Here is a 15,097-nt window from a genome sequence, read left to right as displayed (position 1 = left end):
CGATGACCTTCGACACTGGATTGCGGGAGTTACGTTCCCTAACGTGAAGGCCTTCTCGTTCACTCCACTTGAAAAAAGGAAGGCCCATCATGATTGCCACTCGTACCGTTTCCCGTGCATGGCGTGCACCTGCCGCGCTGCTCATGACGAATCTCCTGCTGGCCGCCTGCGGAGGTGGCGGGGGAGGAGGCGGCGGGTTCCCCGGGTTCGCTGTCGCCCCCGCGCCCGCGCCCGCTTCGCAGGGAACACCGGCGCCTGCGCCCGCACCGGAAGACACCACGCCCTCCATCACGATGCAGCCATCGGATACCACTGTTGGCCAGGGTGTGTCCGCCACGTTGAAGGTGCAAGCCGTGCGCGCCACGGCCTATCAGTGGCAGCGCAGCGTCGATGGAGGCACCAGCTGGACGGATATTTCCGGAGCCAGCGGAGACAGCTTCACCACTGCTGCGAATCAACTGGCCGACAGCGGCCAGCAACTGCGCGTACGGGTGACGGGCGCAGACGGCAGCGTGACCAGCCACGCCGCCACGCTGACGGTCAAGCCATGGGTCGCCAACGTGCTGGCGACCACGGGTGTGAGCTACAACCATCCCTATCAACTGCTTCTGGATGCGAGCGGCGCGAACCTCTACGTGGCCATGGGCGGCAATGGCTCGGTCTACAAAATCGACACGGCCAGCGGCAACGGCGCAGAGGTGACACCAGGCACGACCATGAATACGCCGTATGGCCTGGCGCTTGGAGCCGATGGCACGCTGTACGTGAGCGACCATCACCGCATCAACAAGATCGCCCCCAACGCCACGACCTTCAGCACCTGGGTTGGCGACAGCACGAGCGGCTATGCCGACAGCCCGGCCACTCCGCTGTTCCACAACCCCGCCAGCATTGCGCTGGACAGCGCGGGCAACCTGTTCGTGGCAGACACGGAGAACAAGCGCGTGCGCAAGGTCGCGGCCGACGGCACCACGAGCACGCTTGCGGGCGACGGCACGCAGGCCTACCTGGACGGAGTAGGCACGGCCGCCCAGATGGCTCGTCCGCAGGGCCTGGCGATCAGCCGCGATGGCAGCACGCTGTACGACACGGACACCGACAGCCCCTGCCTGCGCAAGATCGACGTGGCCAGCGCCACGGTGAGCACGCTGTTGGGCGATTGCGCCAACGGCAATGCGGGCGCCGGCGTGGTCGACGGCACCTCCGCCACGCCGGCCAAGCTCGGTTACTCCTATGGCGTGACGGTCGATGCGAACAACAACGTGTTCCTGACCCAGGCATGGGATGGCGTGGCGCGCGTGGTCTCGCCATCGGGTGAGATCAGCACGCTGCGGGACAGCAGCGGCACGGCCTTGGCGTTCAACTTCCCGATCGGCGTGGCCGTTGCCGGCGACGGGACCATCTACGTGGGTGCATCGAACGGCAACCAGATCTTCAAGCTCACGCTTGCGCCTTGAGCTCTTCTGAAGTCCCGAGGGCCAGGCATCCGGCCAACCTGCCGGCCCCTATAGTGTTGGCAACCCGGAGCGCGCCGGCTCATCAAGATCGCCGGCCGCTTCGACGAAGTCGACACGAGACACATGAAGAAGAGACTTGGCATTCCCCTGTTCGTGATCTGTTCTTTCCTGGCGGGCTGCACATCGGCATCTGACCTGGATCGAAAGGCAGACCGCACGCAAAGCCCCTCCGCGGATGCACGCTGGCTGACGCTGATCGTGAAGGCTGCGGATGGTGTGGAGCCCCAGCCCGTCACGCTGCGGTACGCATCTGAGAAATGCAAGGAAGCGACGCGCTACGGCGTGGGTGGCCAGTCGCAGAGCGGCACTGCCATGATGCGAGCCTTGAGTTTCGAGAAGGTCGATCTCGTCAGGGAGACTGCGGGTGACGCCTACAAGGCGCGCTTCGCCATCGATGCAGGAGGTGCTTGCCAGTGGAAACTGGCATCGCTGGAAACTTCATTCAAGTACCGCAGCAACCATCGGCTGGTCAAAGGCAGGGAAGTGATCTCGCATGGAAGCGAGTTCAACTTCAGGAGCGCGAAGGATGCCATTCGCACCCCGAACGTGAAGGCGGAGTTCGCGTACTTCCCTGTGATCCTTGTGAAGGACGATCCTTCGAAGAATGAACTTCGGCTGCGGCCCAAGTCACTCTTCTTTCCGCCGAACCTCGATCCCTCGGCATCTGGAACCATGACCCTGGAAGTGAGAGTTGTCGAAGACATGGCCATGACGGTTCGCGCCGACCCTCAGGAGAGCCACCGCTATCTGGTGACCTACCCCGACGGTGCGACGGGGACGAGTCCATACCTTGATGCGGTAGGTGTGGAGGATGAGCGGATGCAATGCCTGCTTTCTGCAGGCAAGAAGTCCTGCGCCGAGTACAGCCCTCGCAGGAGATGAGGCGTGAGTGCCTCTACCAGAGTCGTGCGCAGGTTGCGTGGCTGGCTGATCGAGGCGGTTCTTACCCGAGTTGCTCGGCAAGCCCGACGATGATGCCCTCGGGCCCGCGAATATATGCGAGCCGGTACGACTCCCCGTACTGCATCTGGCCGATGATCTCCGCGCCATGGGCCTGCATCCGGGTAACCACGGCATCGATGTCGTCCACGCCGAACATGATGCGGCGAAGGCCCAGCGTGTTCACCGGCGCATTCACGGGGCCGAACCGCACCGCATCCGGCGTGTGGAACTTGTCCAGCTCGATTCCTTGCCCATCCGGAGTCCGGAGCATCGCAAGGGTGGCGCGAACGTCTCCAAGCCCTATGAGGCCGCCGACGGAAGGCCCTTCGACCGTGGTCTGGCCCTCGAGCTCGAGACCGAGTTCGACGAAGAATGCCTTCACCGCTTCCAGGTCATCGACAACGATCAGGATGTTGTCCATTCGCTTGACTGCCATGTCTCCCATTCCCTTCATCGATCAGGTGGAGTTCGCGAGCAGTGCCCTGGCCCGCGCCAGCAATTCCTTGGTCGCCTTCTTGGCCGGGCGGCGTTCCGCGATCTTTGTGGCGAGCCGTTCGACGATGGGACGATGCTCCATGCCGATGGCGATCTCCAGCAGTTCTTCCTGGTGCGGGTGGATCGCCGTGTAGTCCCTGTCGACTTCGGCGCATCGCGACACGGCTTCATCGAACAGTTGCGCAAAGCGCTCCGGCTCTTGCCGGGCGTTCAGCAGCAGCTGGTAGAAGGCCCACTCGACCATGTGCCTGTCGTTCGAAAGTCCGTTTCCGGCCCAATCGAAGGCGATGGCCTGGCGCAGCAATGGTTCAGCGGTCTCGATCTCCGCTGCGCGGTTGAACGCGATGCCCGCCCGCACGAGATGGTTGATCGCCTGATTGGGCCTGGACTGATCCGCGCGATGCTCGGCATCGGCTCTTTCGGCTGCAAGGCAGAAGAGAAGGGCTGCCTCCGCGTGGAATTGCCTGTCCTGGCGGTGATGAGCGCGGGTGGCCACATCGAACGCGGAGAAAGGCGCGCCGGCTTTCTCCTTCATCAGGTCGCGCGCCGCGTCGCGGTCGAAATTCGGCAGGTTCATTGGTGGATGAAAAGCGAAGAGCGAGTTGTGTGGTGGCCGTACGGGGCTGCCGATGGCCGAACGGAAACTACATGACGTGAATGTCGTTCAACCGCACCGTCAGCCCATCCGGGCCTTCTTCGATGTAGAAGGTCGCGGTGAGGTCGGAGGCATATCCGTCGATGTTCAGGTCGTACCATATCTCGCCGATGCTGCCATGGCCATCATCCTGCCAGCGCGTGACTTCCTTTCGCTGGTGGATGTCGGTGGGTTCGCCGTTCAGCGTGACCTTCTGGCCGGCGCTGCATTCGCCGTACGACTTGATGACCTGCCGGATCAGTTCCGGCGTCCATTGCATCGATGGTTCCTGCGCGGTGAATCCGAAGGCTGCCGCGTAGTCTTCGGCTTCGAGGAGCCTTGCCCATTCGTCTGCGAACTTGATGAGGTCTTCATCGGAAGCGGAGATTGGTAGGTGAGCCATGGCTGCGAGTGCGAGGGTATGAAGTCCTGAGTTGCTGGCCGATTGTTGTCCATCAGAGGGCGGACAGGGTGCTCACTCTCGCCCCTTCGCCCGGGAAATCTGCTCTCGGCTTGCGAGGTCTAAACTGTCGCTCCGCTTTTTGCAGGAGACGACCCCATGTCCCGATTGCTTGTGCGCAGCTTCGGTGTTTCGCTGGACGGCTTCGCGGCCGGCCCCGATCAGAGCCTGGAGCACCCACTGGGTGTCCGCGGGCCGGAACTCATGGACTGGTTCTTTCCCACGCGCGTCTGGCAACAGATGCAGAAGACGGGTGAGGCCAATGGCGAGACCGGCATCGACAACGAGATCGCCGAGCAGGGCTTCGCCGAGATGGGCGCCTGGATCCTCGGGCGCAACATGTTCGGCCCGGTGCGCGGCCCCTGGCCCGACGAAAGCTGGAAGGGCTGGTGGGGCGACGAGCCTCCGTACCACGTGCCCGTATTCGTGCTGACCCACCATCCCCGTGCATCGTTGACGATGAAGGGCGGTACCACCTTCCACTTCGTCACCGGCGGCATCCACGATGCGCTGACGCAGGCGCGGGCCGCCGCGGGCGGGCGCGATGTGCGCGTGGGAGGCGGCGTGGCCACCGTGCGCGAATACCTGAAGGCAGGGCTGATCGACGAACTGCACCTTGCAGTGCGACCGGTACTGCTTGGCAAGGGCGAGGCACTGTTCGCGGGTCTGGATCTGCCGGCGCTGGGCTACCGCTGCGAACGGCAGGTGGCGGGCGAGCGTGCCACGCACATGTTCCTGAGCCGCGTCGCGCCCTGATACGTTATCGGCTCAGGCTGCCTGCTGATTCTCCCGCGCGGACTTCGGCGCCTCGCTTCGCGCCAGCCACAGCCCGCTCGCGATGATCAATGCGCCGCCGCCCAGCGTCCAGGTGTCAGGCGCGGTCTGCCAGAACAGCCAGTCGATCAAGAGCGCCCATGCGAGCGCGCTGTATTCGAAGGGGGCGATGGCGGCGGCCTGGCCATGGCGGAAAGCCTCGGCGATGGCCAGCTGGCCCAGGAAGCCACTCATGGCCAGGCCGGCGAGCACCCACGTGTGCTGGGGCTGGATCGGCACCCACTGCGGCGCCGAAAGCAGGCCTCCGCCCACGGCCATGCCGATCGTCGTCCAGAAGACCAGCGCGGCGCTCGGCTCGGTACGGCTGATGAGCCGGCCCAGCATGTTCGACAGCGCATAGCAGACCGCGGCCACGAGGATCGCCAGCGCACCCGTCGAAAGGAAGGCTCCCTGCTCGGGCCGCAGCGCGATCACCACGCCTGTGAAGCCCAGCCCGATGGCGACCCAGTGCCGCGGCAGTATCGATTCGCCCAGCATCGGCACCGCGATGAGCACCATCAGCAGCGGCGCGATGAAGGTGAGCGTGTAGGCCTCTGCCAGGCCCAGGGTCTTCAGGCCGTGGACGAAGAGCACGAGCATCGTCATGTTCAGCACGGCGCGCAGAAGATGCAGGCGCCAGCGCAGCTTGCGGTTGAAAACGCCGCCCATCTCGCGCCGCCAGGCGATGTACATGCACACCAGGGGCAGGGCGGTGAGGCCGCGCAGCGCCATCACCTGCAGCGGCGGATAGTGCCCCGCCAGGGTCTTGAGCATGGCGTCCATGCAGGCAAAGAAGGCGCAGGCCAGCAGCATTGCGGCGATGCCGCGCAGGGTTCCGGTCGGTTGCATGGGGTTGTCTCCCGGCGATGGCCGGATGTGGAGGCTCAGCGAGGGCCGAGCACGATGTCCGACTGCAGGGCGTGCTCGACGCCCTCAAGACTTCAGCAGCTCAGAGGCCGATCAGAGTCCCTCGACAACCCGCAGATCCCGCTCGGCGCCATCACCCAGCGCAGCAAGCGCCGCCTGGTATTCAGGGCTGTCATGCGTGGCCGTGGCCTGCTCGATGCTGTCGAATTCGATCAGAACGGTGCGCTCCGACAGGCCGTACTCGTAGACCTTCGTGGGCAGGCCGCGTGCCAGGAAGCGGCCCCCGCCTGCGGTGATTGCCGGGGCTGCCAGCTTTGCGTATGCCGCGAGCTTGTCGGCGTTCTTGATGGCGCGGTATGCGCTGACCCAGTAGGCTTTTGCCATGTCGGCTTCTCTCGTCTTGGTTGGGAGCGGGCAATATAGCTTGCCTGTTTGCCCTCCGCTTGAAAGGGCCGTTGCGAGAGAGCGGGCGTGGCTGCCTGCAGGCTCCTCAGCAGAGCGCTGAACTCTGCGTGCGAACCACGGCGACCGGCGCGCCCTCGTCGCGCCACATCAGCAGTCCTCGCTGCATTGCCTCCCGCACGGCCTGCGTGCGCGAACGCACGCCGAGCTTGCGGTACATGCTCTTTACCTGCGCCTCGATGGTGTTGATGGAGCGATGCGTCGCGTCCGCGATCTGGCGGTTGGTCGAGCCGCCCGCGATCATGCACAGCACCTTGAGCTCGCGCGACGACAGCGGGGCGGCGGGAGCGTCGGACGCTGGTTCGCATCGGGCCGCCGAAGACGCGATGGCGCCAAGGATGCCCTGCGCGGCGCGGGCCGCGGCCGGTGCGTCGCCCGTCTCGATGGAGCGCAGCAGGAACGCCAGCTGAACTTCGCTGGCCTGGGTGAACAGTTCGCACAGGGCGCCGGCCACCGCCATGGCGTGGGCGGAGTGGCCTGGGTGCATGGGCACGGCGATTTCCTCTGGGGCGTGGAGGGACTGCATCATGAAAAGTGGTGGAAGGCTGCACTGGCCTGCGGCTGGCGGATCGTTGTCCTGTCCGTGGCGCCGGAGAGCGAAGTCGATGGTATTAATCGCCTTGCCCTCGCGCACCTGCTTTCGGGGCGCAGATGTGCTGCGCATCACATTCCGGTGCAAAGAGTCTCGCAGCCCCCGAACAGGCTCCAGCAGCGCATCGGTTCGAATGCTGGTCAGAGGCGGCCGGCGCCTGGAATGCCCCCGCTGCGGGAGCCGTGCTGTTTAACGGGGCGTGCTGCGCCAGCTCACGCAACTGGCGCGCGTGCGCGAGGGCGGCTACGACGAGCGCATCTCGCGATCGATGATCGCCTCGTACTCGGGCCTGTCGCGCGAGGTGGTCAACAAGACCATGCGCGACATGGAGCAGCGCGGCCTGCTGCGTCGCGATGCGCGGCGGTGCATGTCATGCATACATTTGCGCAGCCTGCCTGAGCGGATCGGATGCACGGCCTCCCATGTTTGTGTGTTCCCTCGAAGCGGCCTTGGGAAGCACCATTCGATGATGTACCTACATCCCCTGATGGCGAGTCTGCCGCTGGCGGAGCGCACCAAGCTCGGCGAGTCCACCCGCCTGCATTCCTACAAGCGCAACGAAGTCGTGTTGGCCGCCGGCGATTCGACCGACCAGATCTACTGCGTGGCGAGCGGCTTGCTGCGCGTGGTCTCGTTGAACCAGCGCGGCGACACGGAGATGACCACGGAGTTCATCGGACCCAACGACTTCTTCTTCCATCTGTCGATGCAGGAAGACAGCTACTGCTCGAAGAAGACGCTGGTTGCCGCACTGCCTTCGTCGGTGTACCTGATTCCGGTCGGGGAGATGCGCAGCCTCTGCAAGAGACATCCGGAAGTGGCGCTCGGCCTGCTGGGCCTTGCGATGAAGCGCATGAGCACGCTGCGGGGCCAGTTCCACCGCATCTCCGTGCACACGGCCGAAGACTCGGTGCTTCGCGTGCTGCAGCAGCTCACGCGGCTCGCGCCCGCGGGTGAGCAAGGCTATGACAAGCGCATCACCCAGTCGGTGATCGCCTCTTATTCGGGGCTGTCGCGCGAGGTGGTCAACAAGACCATGCGCGACTTCGAACTGCGTGGCCTGGTGCGCCGCGACGATGACGGCGTGCACGTCGCCAACGATTTCGCGACGACCGACTTCGCCTGAAGGAAAGCCCGGCGTTCGCATTCGCCGCCGGGCGCACGTTTTCAATCCTTGCCGGGTTCGGCTTCGCGCCGCGTGCGTGGCAGGTCGAAGAATTCCGGCGGCAGCATCGGGTCGTGCTGCCGCGGCTCGACCGAAGACAGGTTCTGCTCCAGCGGCAGCAGGCCGCCGAAGTCGGTTGCGGCGAAGTCGGGCTGCACATGCACGCCGTGCTCGTCGCGCCGCACGAGGCCGCGGCTCTCCATGTCGCGCATGGTCTTGTTGACCACCTCGCGCGACAGTCCCGAATAAGAGGCGATCACCGATTGGGTGATGCGCTTGTCGTAGCCGCCAGTGCCAGCGGGCGCCAGCAGCGTGAGCTGGTGCAGCACGCGCCCCACCAGGTCCTCGGCCGAGAGCGCGGAGATGCGGCGCAGCTGGCTGCGGATGACGCTCATGCGCTTCATTGCAAGCCCGAGCAGGCCGATGGCCACTTCGGGGTGCGCGCCGCAGATGCGGCGGATGGCGGCCACGGGCACCAGGTAGACGGCCGAAGGCAGCGCGGCGACCAGCGTCTGCATGGCCTGGTAGCGGTCTTCAGCGAATGAGGGGCTCAGGAAGAAGTCGTCCTGGCGGATGAAATCGGTGGTGACGTCGCTGGCCTGCGCGCTGCCCCTGCCGTGGGCGACGACACGAAGCAGCCCGCTGGCCACGCAATAGATGCGGTCGGTCCAGGTGTCGGCCTCCAGCACGATCTCGTTGCGCCTGAATGAGCGCAGCTCGCAGCTCTGGACGAGCGCCGCTCGCTCCGCCGGCGGCACGTTGGTGATGAGGGGATGCAGGTACATGGTTCGCGCGAATGCCCGGCCCGGAGGCGGGCGGAAAAAGCCCCGGCAGGGCGCGCAGCGCACCGGCCGGGGCAAGGGGGGCGACGCTCAGCGGGCCGAGGCGATCGTCGACACGGCGGAGTTGCCCACCGCGGTCGCCGTCACCTGGTTGCCTGCCGCGCGCAGCGTGCTGCCGGCGGCCGCACCGGTCACGCCCACGCCGTAGTTCACGGCGGTGGCGGTCGCGGTGATGGCGCCGCTGTTGGTCTGGTAGTTGCCAACCGCGACCGTCGGACGGTTGGCCGCCGTGGCAGCCACGGTCACCGCGTTGGTGGCCGAGTTGCCGTAGGCCTGCGCGGCGACGGTGTTGTTCGTCAGCGCGGCGGTGCCGTTCGTGATGCCGGGCGCCGTGCCGGCGGTCACGCCGTTGAGCGCGACCTGGTACGTGCCGCTCGCGCTGGCCGTCACGTTACCCGTGTTGCCCTGCGTGTTGAGCAATGCCGCCGTGGCCTGCGTGGCCTGCATCGCGCCGCCGGCCGAGCTGCCTGCGACCGGCGATGCCGCGGCGTAGCCGCTGCCTGCCGACACGTTCAGCGCGTTGCTGGCTGCGTTGCCGCGTGCCAGCGCCGTGGTGCTGTTGCCGTCGATGGTGATGCCGCTGTTCAGCGCCGCGGCCGTTGCCGGCGAGGTGCCTTCGAGCTTGAACGTGGCGGACGTCGAGGCGTTGGCCGACACGGCCGCGCTGCTGGTCTGCGTGTTGTTCAGTCCGGCGTTCGCGCCCAGCACCGCGGCGCCGTTGAGCGCCACGCTGTTGTCGGCGCGGTTGGCCGAGGCCTCGGCGGTCGTGCTGTTGCCGGCGATCGTCGCGGTGCTGTTGGCCAGGCCCGTCGTGGCCGAGGCCGTCTGGTCCTGGTTGTACAGGCGCGTCGTCGCAGCGCTGCTCACCGAGGTGGTGGCCGACTGCGCGTTGTTCAGCACGTTGTCGCCCGTGGCGGTGCCTGCCACCAGCTGCGCGTTGGCGGTGGCGCCGGCCGGCGTCGCGTTGGAGGCTTTCACGCTCAGCGTGTTGGCGACATCGTTGATCACGCCCAGCGATACGTTCTTGTTGCGCGACAGGTCCACCGACGAGGCCGAGACCGCGCCCGGTGCATACAGCTCCAGGTCGGAAGCCGCCGAGACGGCCGCGTTGCCCGACTGCGCCGACGACAGGGCCGTGGTGTTCGACACGTTGGTGCCGCTCAGGCTCAGGCTGTTGGTGGCCGTGTTCGCCACGGCGCTGCCGCGCTGGCTGTTGTCGGACACGCTCAGCGTCGAGCCGGAGATGGCCGCGCCGGCGGTCGCGTCGATGGCGTAGGTGCCGTAGACGCTGGTCGAAAGCGTCGCGCCGCCCGTGACCTGCTGCAGGTTCGATACCGTGTGGTCGGCCTGTGCGCCGGTCGCGCCGAGCGCAAGGCTGCCCGCGCTGGCCGTGGTCGCGGCACCGCCCGAGGCGATGGTGTTGCCGGTGACCGAGGCGCTGTTGGTGGCGCTGTTGCCGGTGACGGCGGCGCTGCTGCTGTTGCCGTTGACCGCGAGCTGCGAACCCGTGACGTTGCCTCCCACCGCGACCGCGACGCCACCCTGGTTCGGGATGGCGGCGACGGCCGACGTGCCGGGGATGGTGGCGCCGAACGGGACCGACTGTGCGTTGCGCAGGTTGTCGTAGGTGGCGGTGGTCACCGTGCCCAGGATGCTCGCCGGTGCCGTGAGCAGGCCGGTGTTCGCGCCGGTGCCGACCGTCCAACCGTTCGAGGTCAGGTAGGCGATCTCCTGCGAAGTCAGGCTCGACTGAAGTACGCCCAGCGTGCCGCTGGTGATGGTCGTGTTGCCGCCGAGTGTGCTGCCGCCAAGGGCATCAGGGTCCAGCACATGAGCGCTGTACGTGAACGGCGTGGCAGGCGACGCAGGCGTGCCCGGCGTGCCGGCCTGGCCCGCGAGTGCCTGCACCGAAGCGCTGCTGTTCTGTACGTTCTGCACCGCGCTGGAGGTCGACAGGCCGTTGCCCGCGAGCGTCAGGCCGTTGGCGGCGCTGTTGGCCGTTGCGGCCGCGCTGGCGCCGTTGCCGTTCGATGCCACGCTGGAGCCCGTCACGTCGCCGCCGATCTGGGTGCGGATCTGCGAAGCGGTCGTGCCCGGGGCGTCTTCGGAGCGCAGGGAGGCAGTGAGGCTGCCCGAGGCGTTCTGCACGCTCTGCACGCTGAAGGCCGCATCGGCGATGGCCGTGCCGCCGTTGCTCACGGCGCGCGGCTGTGCGCTGACGGTGGCCAGCGTGTTGCCCGACACGTCGAGGGTGTTGCCGCTCGCGCGGTTGCCGTAGGCCAGTGCCTGCAGCTGGTTGCCCGAAGTCGCGACCGTGGATGCGGCCACGTCGTCCTCGATGGCCGTGTTCACCACGTTGCCGCCCGAGGCGGTCGCCGTGACGACCGAGCCGGCGGCGTTCTGCACGCTGGTGAGGTTGCCCACCGAGGCCGCGCCGGCCACGGTGCCTCCGGTGCCCAGCGCCAGCTTGGCGGCGTTGGTCGCGTCGTTGCCGTAGGCGGCGGCGACGAAGGCGTTGCCCTGGTTCGACACGCTGCTGCGGGTGACGTTGCCTTCGATCAGCACCGTCTGCGCGCCCACGGGCAGGAAGCCCGTGCCATCGGCCACCGCGCTCACGGCGCCGGCGGCGGTCTGGTTGCTCAGCAGGCCGTAGGCCGCGGTGACACCGGCCGAGCCGGCTGCGGGCACTGCGACCGAGGCGGGCGCCTCGGAGGGAGCCACGGTGGCGCTGTTGGCCGTCACGTTCAGGCTGTTGGCCGCCGAGTTGCCGTAGGCCACGGCGCGCTGCAGGTTGTTGGTGAGCGCGACGGTGCTGTCGGTGGCGTGCGTGCCGAGGTAGGCCGCGGCGGTGGAGCCCGCGAGCAGGGCGCCGACCGGCGAGCCGCCGTCGGTCACCTGCACGTTGGCCACGCCCGCGCCGGAGCCGACGGTGGTGCCGGTCAGCGACAGCGCATTGCCGGCGCTGTTGCTCACGGCCACCGCTTCCTGTGTGTTGCCGCCCACGGTGAAGCTGCTGCCGTGGATGGTGTCGCCGCCGGTGCCGCGCGAGTCGCCCATCAGGCCGACGACGGAACCCACCGTCTGCGCCGAGACCGGTGCCGAGTAGTTGCCCTGCAGGTTCGTCACGGTGGCCGCGCCGGATGCGGTGACGTTGCCATCGGGCAGGCTGCCGCCCGACAGCACGGCGGTGGAACCCGAAAGCGGCAGCGCATTGGCCGCGAGCGCGAGGCTCTGGCTGGCGTTGTTGCCATAGGCGGTGGCGGCCGAGCGGTTGCCCGTGACCGAGACGGCGCTGGCGTTGTTGGTGCCATCCTCGGAGCCGGTGATCGCGCCGATGACGCCCAGGCTCGAGAGGGCGCTCACGCCGCCGTTGTAGTTGCTCTGCTGGTTGGCCAGCGCGGCGGTCGCGGTGAACGCGGCGGCATCCTTGCCGCTGAGGATCGCGTTCGACGCTGCGTTGCCGGTGGCCGAGGCGATGGCAGCGTTGTTCGCTACGGTGACCGCGCCGCCGTCCACCGACTGCACGGCGGCGATGACGCCCGAACCCTGCGTGGCGGCGGAGAGCGACACGCCCACGTTGCCCTGGCTGCTCGACACGGCGAGGTCGGCCGCGAGCGTGCTCGACAGGCTGCCGCCGTTGTAGGCGCCGGTGTTGGCCGTCGCGCCGCCCGAGCCTGAGACCGACACGCCGTCGGCCAGCACGATGCGGTTGCCGGCCGTGCCGGCGGTGGCGCCGAGGGCTTCATTGCCCGTGGCGGCGCTGGAGATGGTGTTGCCCTGGACCGAGAGCGAGCCCTTCAGCGTATTAGTGTCGCCTGTGGCGTTGCCGCCGATGGAGGCGATCACACCGTCGCCGTTGGCCGAAGCCGAGTGCGTGACCGGCGTGGCCGACTGGTTCACCTGCTGGTTGGAGACGACGGCCGAGCCGGTGAAGGCCGGCGCGCCGCCCGACTGCACGCTGATGGTGCTGTTGGCGGTGTTGCCCTTGAGCGTGGCGGATACCGTGTTGCCGTCGAGCGCGGGTGCGGCGGCAACGCTGTTTTCGCCGTCGGCGGTCAGCGTGAGCGTCACCGTGTTGCCGCTGGCCGAGGCGGAGGAAGCCCCGCCGGTGCCCTGCTGCACCGAGGTCGCGACCAGGCTGCCGTGCGCCGCGCTGCTGGAGCCGGCAGGCGAATAGCTCAGCGTCACCGAGCCGGGGCTGGTCGAGGCGTAGTCCACCGGCACCGTGCCGGAGACGGTCGACGAGCCGCTGTTGATGGTGGTGCTCGCCGAGATGGTGTTGGCGGTGTTGGCCGCGCCGCCGCCGGAGAAGCCGTCGAGGTCGACCTTCACCGTGTTGCCGGTGGCGCTGCTGGAGACCACGCCGCTGTTGGTCTGCACGCCGAGCGAGGCCGCACCTTCGGCCGGCACCTGGCCGCTGCCGCCCGCGAGCGACAGGTCGACGGCGTTGGTGAATGCGTTGGCCGTGGCGCTGGCCTTCACGCTGTTCTGCGTGACGGTGTTGCTGCCGCCGGTCTGCGGGCCTGCGGTGGTGACGTCGATGACGCTGCCGGCAGCCGTGGCCGTCACGGGCTGCGACTTGTCCTGCACCGACTGCACGCTCTGGTAGGCCGTGGTGTTGACGGCCACCGTGGGAATGGTGGAGACCGTCGTGTCGGCTGCCTGTGCGCCGCCGGCCACGAGCGTGGCCAGCACGGCCAGGCCGATGCTGCTGAGCGGCGCGCCGTTGGCGCGGCCGCGCGGGTTCTTGCGGTTCTTCTGCATGGTTCTTCCTTTGATGAATCTGGAAAAAAGACTGGTTCGATGAAAAGCGAAATGACGGACGTCGCGTCGTCCTGGGATGAAGACTTCGTGGTGCCTCTCGGTGACTTACTTCCCTCCGGTTGCGTTCTCCTCACGGACCGGACGGGCCGGCCCACCCCTCCCCGCGCCCTGGACGCGGAGCTTGGCGATCTCCTGCAGGCCGGGGCCGTCGCGGTGGATCGACGTGTCGGCCTTGTCTGGACGCCATGTGACGCTGATGCCGCCGGGCGCGAGGCCGCGCGATGCGAGCGCGGTGGTGACCACGCCGATGCGCTGGTCGGTGAGCAGGTCGCGCTTGCCGGCGTCCCAGTTCTCGGTGTCGCGCGCCACCAGCACCACCTCGGTGGGGGCCTTGGCCGCGGCCGCCGCGATCTGGTCGATGAGGTTCAGCGTGCCGCCGGTGAGCGCGGCCGCGCCGAACTCGAAGGGAATCTGCAGGCTGGAGCCCGTGAGGCTCGCGCCCGTCTGGCTGGCCGCGTTGACGGCCTCGCCCTGCTGCACCGGCGCGCCCGAGGCGTCGACCAGCGGGTTGGGCACCTTGCGCATCTGCTCGGCGGGCGTGAGGGTCAGTTCGCCCGTCATGCGCATGCCCAGGCACGGGTTCGGATCGACCTTGGACACCGCAGCCACCAGGCGCACCACGCCTTCCTCGAGCGCCGCGCGCACGCCCATCTGCACCGGTTCCTGGCCCTTGGCGCCCACGTCGATGTCGTAGAGCTTGCTGCCGAAGAAGCGGAAGACGTTGAAGCCGACTTCGTAGCCGTTGAACTGCTTCGTCAGGCTGATGGTCTTCACGATCATCAGCGTCTTGGTGTCGACGATGCGCAGGTCGATGCCTACCGACTGGCTGAAGGTGCGCGCCTTCACGCCCACCTGGTTCACGCCGATCTCGGCGCCGCCGGAGTTGATGTTGTAGTTGAGCTCGGTGATGCCGCCGACGATGAAGTAGTCGGACTTGTTGATCGAGCCGCCGAAGTACGGCAGCCATGGCACCGTCTGGCCGCCGTTCGGGCCCGCGAGCTGGTGGGTGCGGCCGTCGCCGAGCTGGCGGCGGTCGGCATAGCCGAGTTCGCGCTCGGCGATCACCGGGTCGAAGCGCTCGGCCACCTGCACCGCGCCGCCGAGCTTGCCCAGCGCCGAATACACCATGAGCGCGCCGCCCTGCGTGATGGCGTTGCCTTCGTTGATGCTGTACTTGCCGGTGTAGTCCTTCACGTCGCCCACGGTGATGACGATGGGCGGGCGCTGCGTTGCGGTCATCGCGGACGCCACGTGATCGCCGAAGCAGGCGAGCACCGCCTCCATGGGCGTGACGTTCTCGCGCACGGCGGGGCCGAGCACCACAGGCGCTTCCTTCGGCGCCATCTGCTGCTGCGGCGCGACGACGCAGCCGGCCAGGCTCATGACGGCTGCGGCTGCAACCAGTCCGCGCGATGCGGCTTTTTTTCCGAGCGGCAACGCGCGGATCGACTTGAATGCGGTCATTCCTTTTTCTTCCCTGTCGG

General features: G+C 67.5%; 13 protein-coding genes. 4 read left to right on the top strand and 9 right to left on the bottom strand.

The window, feature by feature from the left end; all coding sequences use genetic code 11:
* The first annotated feature begins 89 nt into the window (after nucleotides 1–89).
* Nucleotides 90–1,457 (top strand): hypothetical protein, encoded by a 1,368-nt coding sequence (locus tag ABL838_RS21930; protein ID WP_418121894.1) that lies wholly within the window; start codon nucleotides 90–92, stop codon nucleotides 1,455–1,457.
* Between the two features lie 123 nt (nucleotides 1,458–1,580).
* Nucleotides 1,581–2,399 (top strand): hypothetical protein, encoded by an 819-nt coding sequence (locus ABL838_RS21925; RefSeq protein ID WP_418121893.1) that lies wholly within the window; start codon nucleotides 1,581–1,583, stop codon nucleotides 2,397–2,399.
* 61 nt (nucleotides 2,400–2,460) lie between these two features.
* On the opposite strand, the gene ABL838_RS21920 is transcribed toward ABL838_RS21925, so the two are convergent.
* The 3 genes from ABL838_RS21920 to ABL838_RS21910 all read right to left on the bottom strand — a co-directional run bounded on the left by ABL838_RS21920 (nucleotide 2,461) and on the right by ABL838_RS21910 (nucleotide 3,991).
* Nucleotides 2,461–2,895 carry a VOC family protein gene (locus tag ABL838_RS21920; protein WP_418121891.1) on the bottom strand — a complete coding sequence of 145 codons (435 nt, stop codon included), beginning with the start codon at nucleotides 2,893–2,895 and terminating at the stop codon, nucleotides 2,461–2,463.
* Nucleotides 2,896–2,916: 21 nt separating this feature from the next.
* Entirely contained in the window at nucleotides 2,917–3,531 is a 615-nt protein-coding gene (locus tag ABL838_RS21915; protein WP_418121889.1) for a hypothetical protein, read from the bottom strand.
* Between the two features lie 67 nt (nucleotides 3,532–3,598).
* Nucleotides 3,599–3,991 (bottom strand): DUF7668 domain-containing protein, encoded by a 393-nt coding sequence (locus ABL838_RS21910; RefSeq protein ID WP_369661374.1) that lies wholly within the window; start codon nucleotides 3,989–3,991, stop codon nucleotides 3,599–3,601.
* Between the two features lie 156 nt (nucleotides 3,992–4,147).
* Here ABL838_RS21910 and ABL838_RS21905 point away from each other — a divergent pair, with 156 nt between their 5' ends.
* The gene (locus tag ABL838_RS21905) at nucleotides 4,148–4,804 is read left to right on the top strand and encodes a dihydrofolate reductase family protein (protein ID WP_418121887.1); all 657 of its coding nucleotides are present in this window, start codon (nucleotides 4,148–4,150) and stop codon (nucleotides 4,802–4,804) included.
* A gap of 12 nt (nucleotides 4,805–4,816) precedes the next feature.
* Here ABL838_RS21905 and ABL838_RS21900 read toward each other — a convergent pair whose 3' ends face one another.
* From ABL838_RS21900 to ABL838_RS21890, 3 genes are all read right to left on the bottom strand, one after another.
* Nucleotides 4,817–5,710, bottom strand: coding sequence for a DMT family transporter (locus ABL838_RS21900; RefSeq protein ID WP_126024438.1), 894 nt, complete (start codon nucleotides 5,708–5,710; stop codon nucleotides 4,817–4,819).
* A gap of 111 nt (nucleotides 5,711–5,821) precedes the next feature.
* Nucleotides 5,822–6,112 carry a DUF1330 domain-containing protein gene (locus ABL838_RS21895; RefSeq protein ID WP_126024439.1) on the bottom strand — a complete coding sequence of 97 codons (291 nt, stop codon included), beginning with the start codon at nucleotides 6,110–6,112 and terminating at the stop codon, nucleotides 5,822–5,824.
* A gap of 106 nt (nucleotides 6,113–6,218) precedes the next feature.
* Nucleotides 6,219–6,677, bottom strand: coding sequence for a response regulator transcription factor (locus tag ABL838_RS21890; protein ID WP_240650784.1), 459 nt, complete (start codon nucleotides 6,675–6,677; stop codon nucleotides 6,219–6,221).
* Between the two features lie 304 nt (nucleotides 6,678–6,981).
* Between ABL838_RS21890 and ABL838_RS21885 the strand changes: the two genes are divergently transcribed.
* Complete coding sequence (locus ABL838_RS21885; protein WP_418121885.1) at nucleotides 6,982–7,908, top strand: helix-turn-helix domain-containing protein; 927 nt, start codon at nucleotides 6,982–6,984, stop codon at nucleotides 7,906–7,908.
* Between the two features lie 41 nt (nucleotides 7,909–7,949).
* Here ABL838_RS21885 and ABL838_RS21880 read toward each other — a convergent pair whose 3' ends face one another.
* From ABL838_RS21880 to ABL838_RS21870, 3 genes are all read right to left on the bottom strand, one after another.
* The gene (locus tag ABL838_RS21880) at nucleotides 7,950–8,732 is read right to left on the bottom strand and encodes a Crp/Fnr family transcriptional regulator (protein ID WP_418121883.1); all 783 of its coding nucleotides are present in this window, start codon (nucleotides 8,730–8,732) and stop codon (nucleotides 7,950–7,952) included.
* An 87-nt stretch (nucleotides 8,733–8,819) separates the two neighbouring features.
* Nucleotides 8,820–13,553 (bottom strand): beta strand repeat-containing protein, encoded by a 4,734-nt coding sequence (locus tag ABL838_RS21875; protein ID WP_418121882.1) that lies wholly within the window; start codon nucleotides 13,551–13,553, stop codon nucleotides 8,820–8,822.
* A 105-nt stretch (nucleotides 13,554–13,658) separates the two neighbouring features.
* Nucleotides 13,659–15,077 (bottom strand): CsgG/HfaB family protein, encoded by a 1,419-nt coding sequence (locus ABL838_RS21870; protein ID WP_418121880.1) that lies wholly within the window; start codon nucleotides 15,075–15,077, stop codon nucleotides 13,659–13,661.
* Between the last annotated feature and the right edge of the window lie 20 nt (nucleotides 15,078–15,097).

Source organism: Variovorax sp. 160MFSha2.1 (genome assembly GCF_048305075.1).
Taxonomy (GTDB): Bacteria; Pseudomonadota; Gammaproteobacteria; order Burkholderiales; family Burkholderiaceae_C; genus Variovorax; species Variovorax guangxiensis.
The sequence above is the reverse complement of the archived record's forward strand: the minus strand, read 5'-3'. Positions and strand labels throughout refer to the sequence as shown.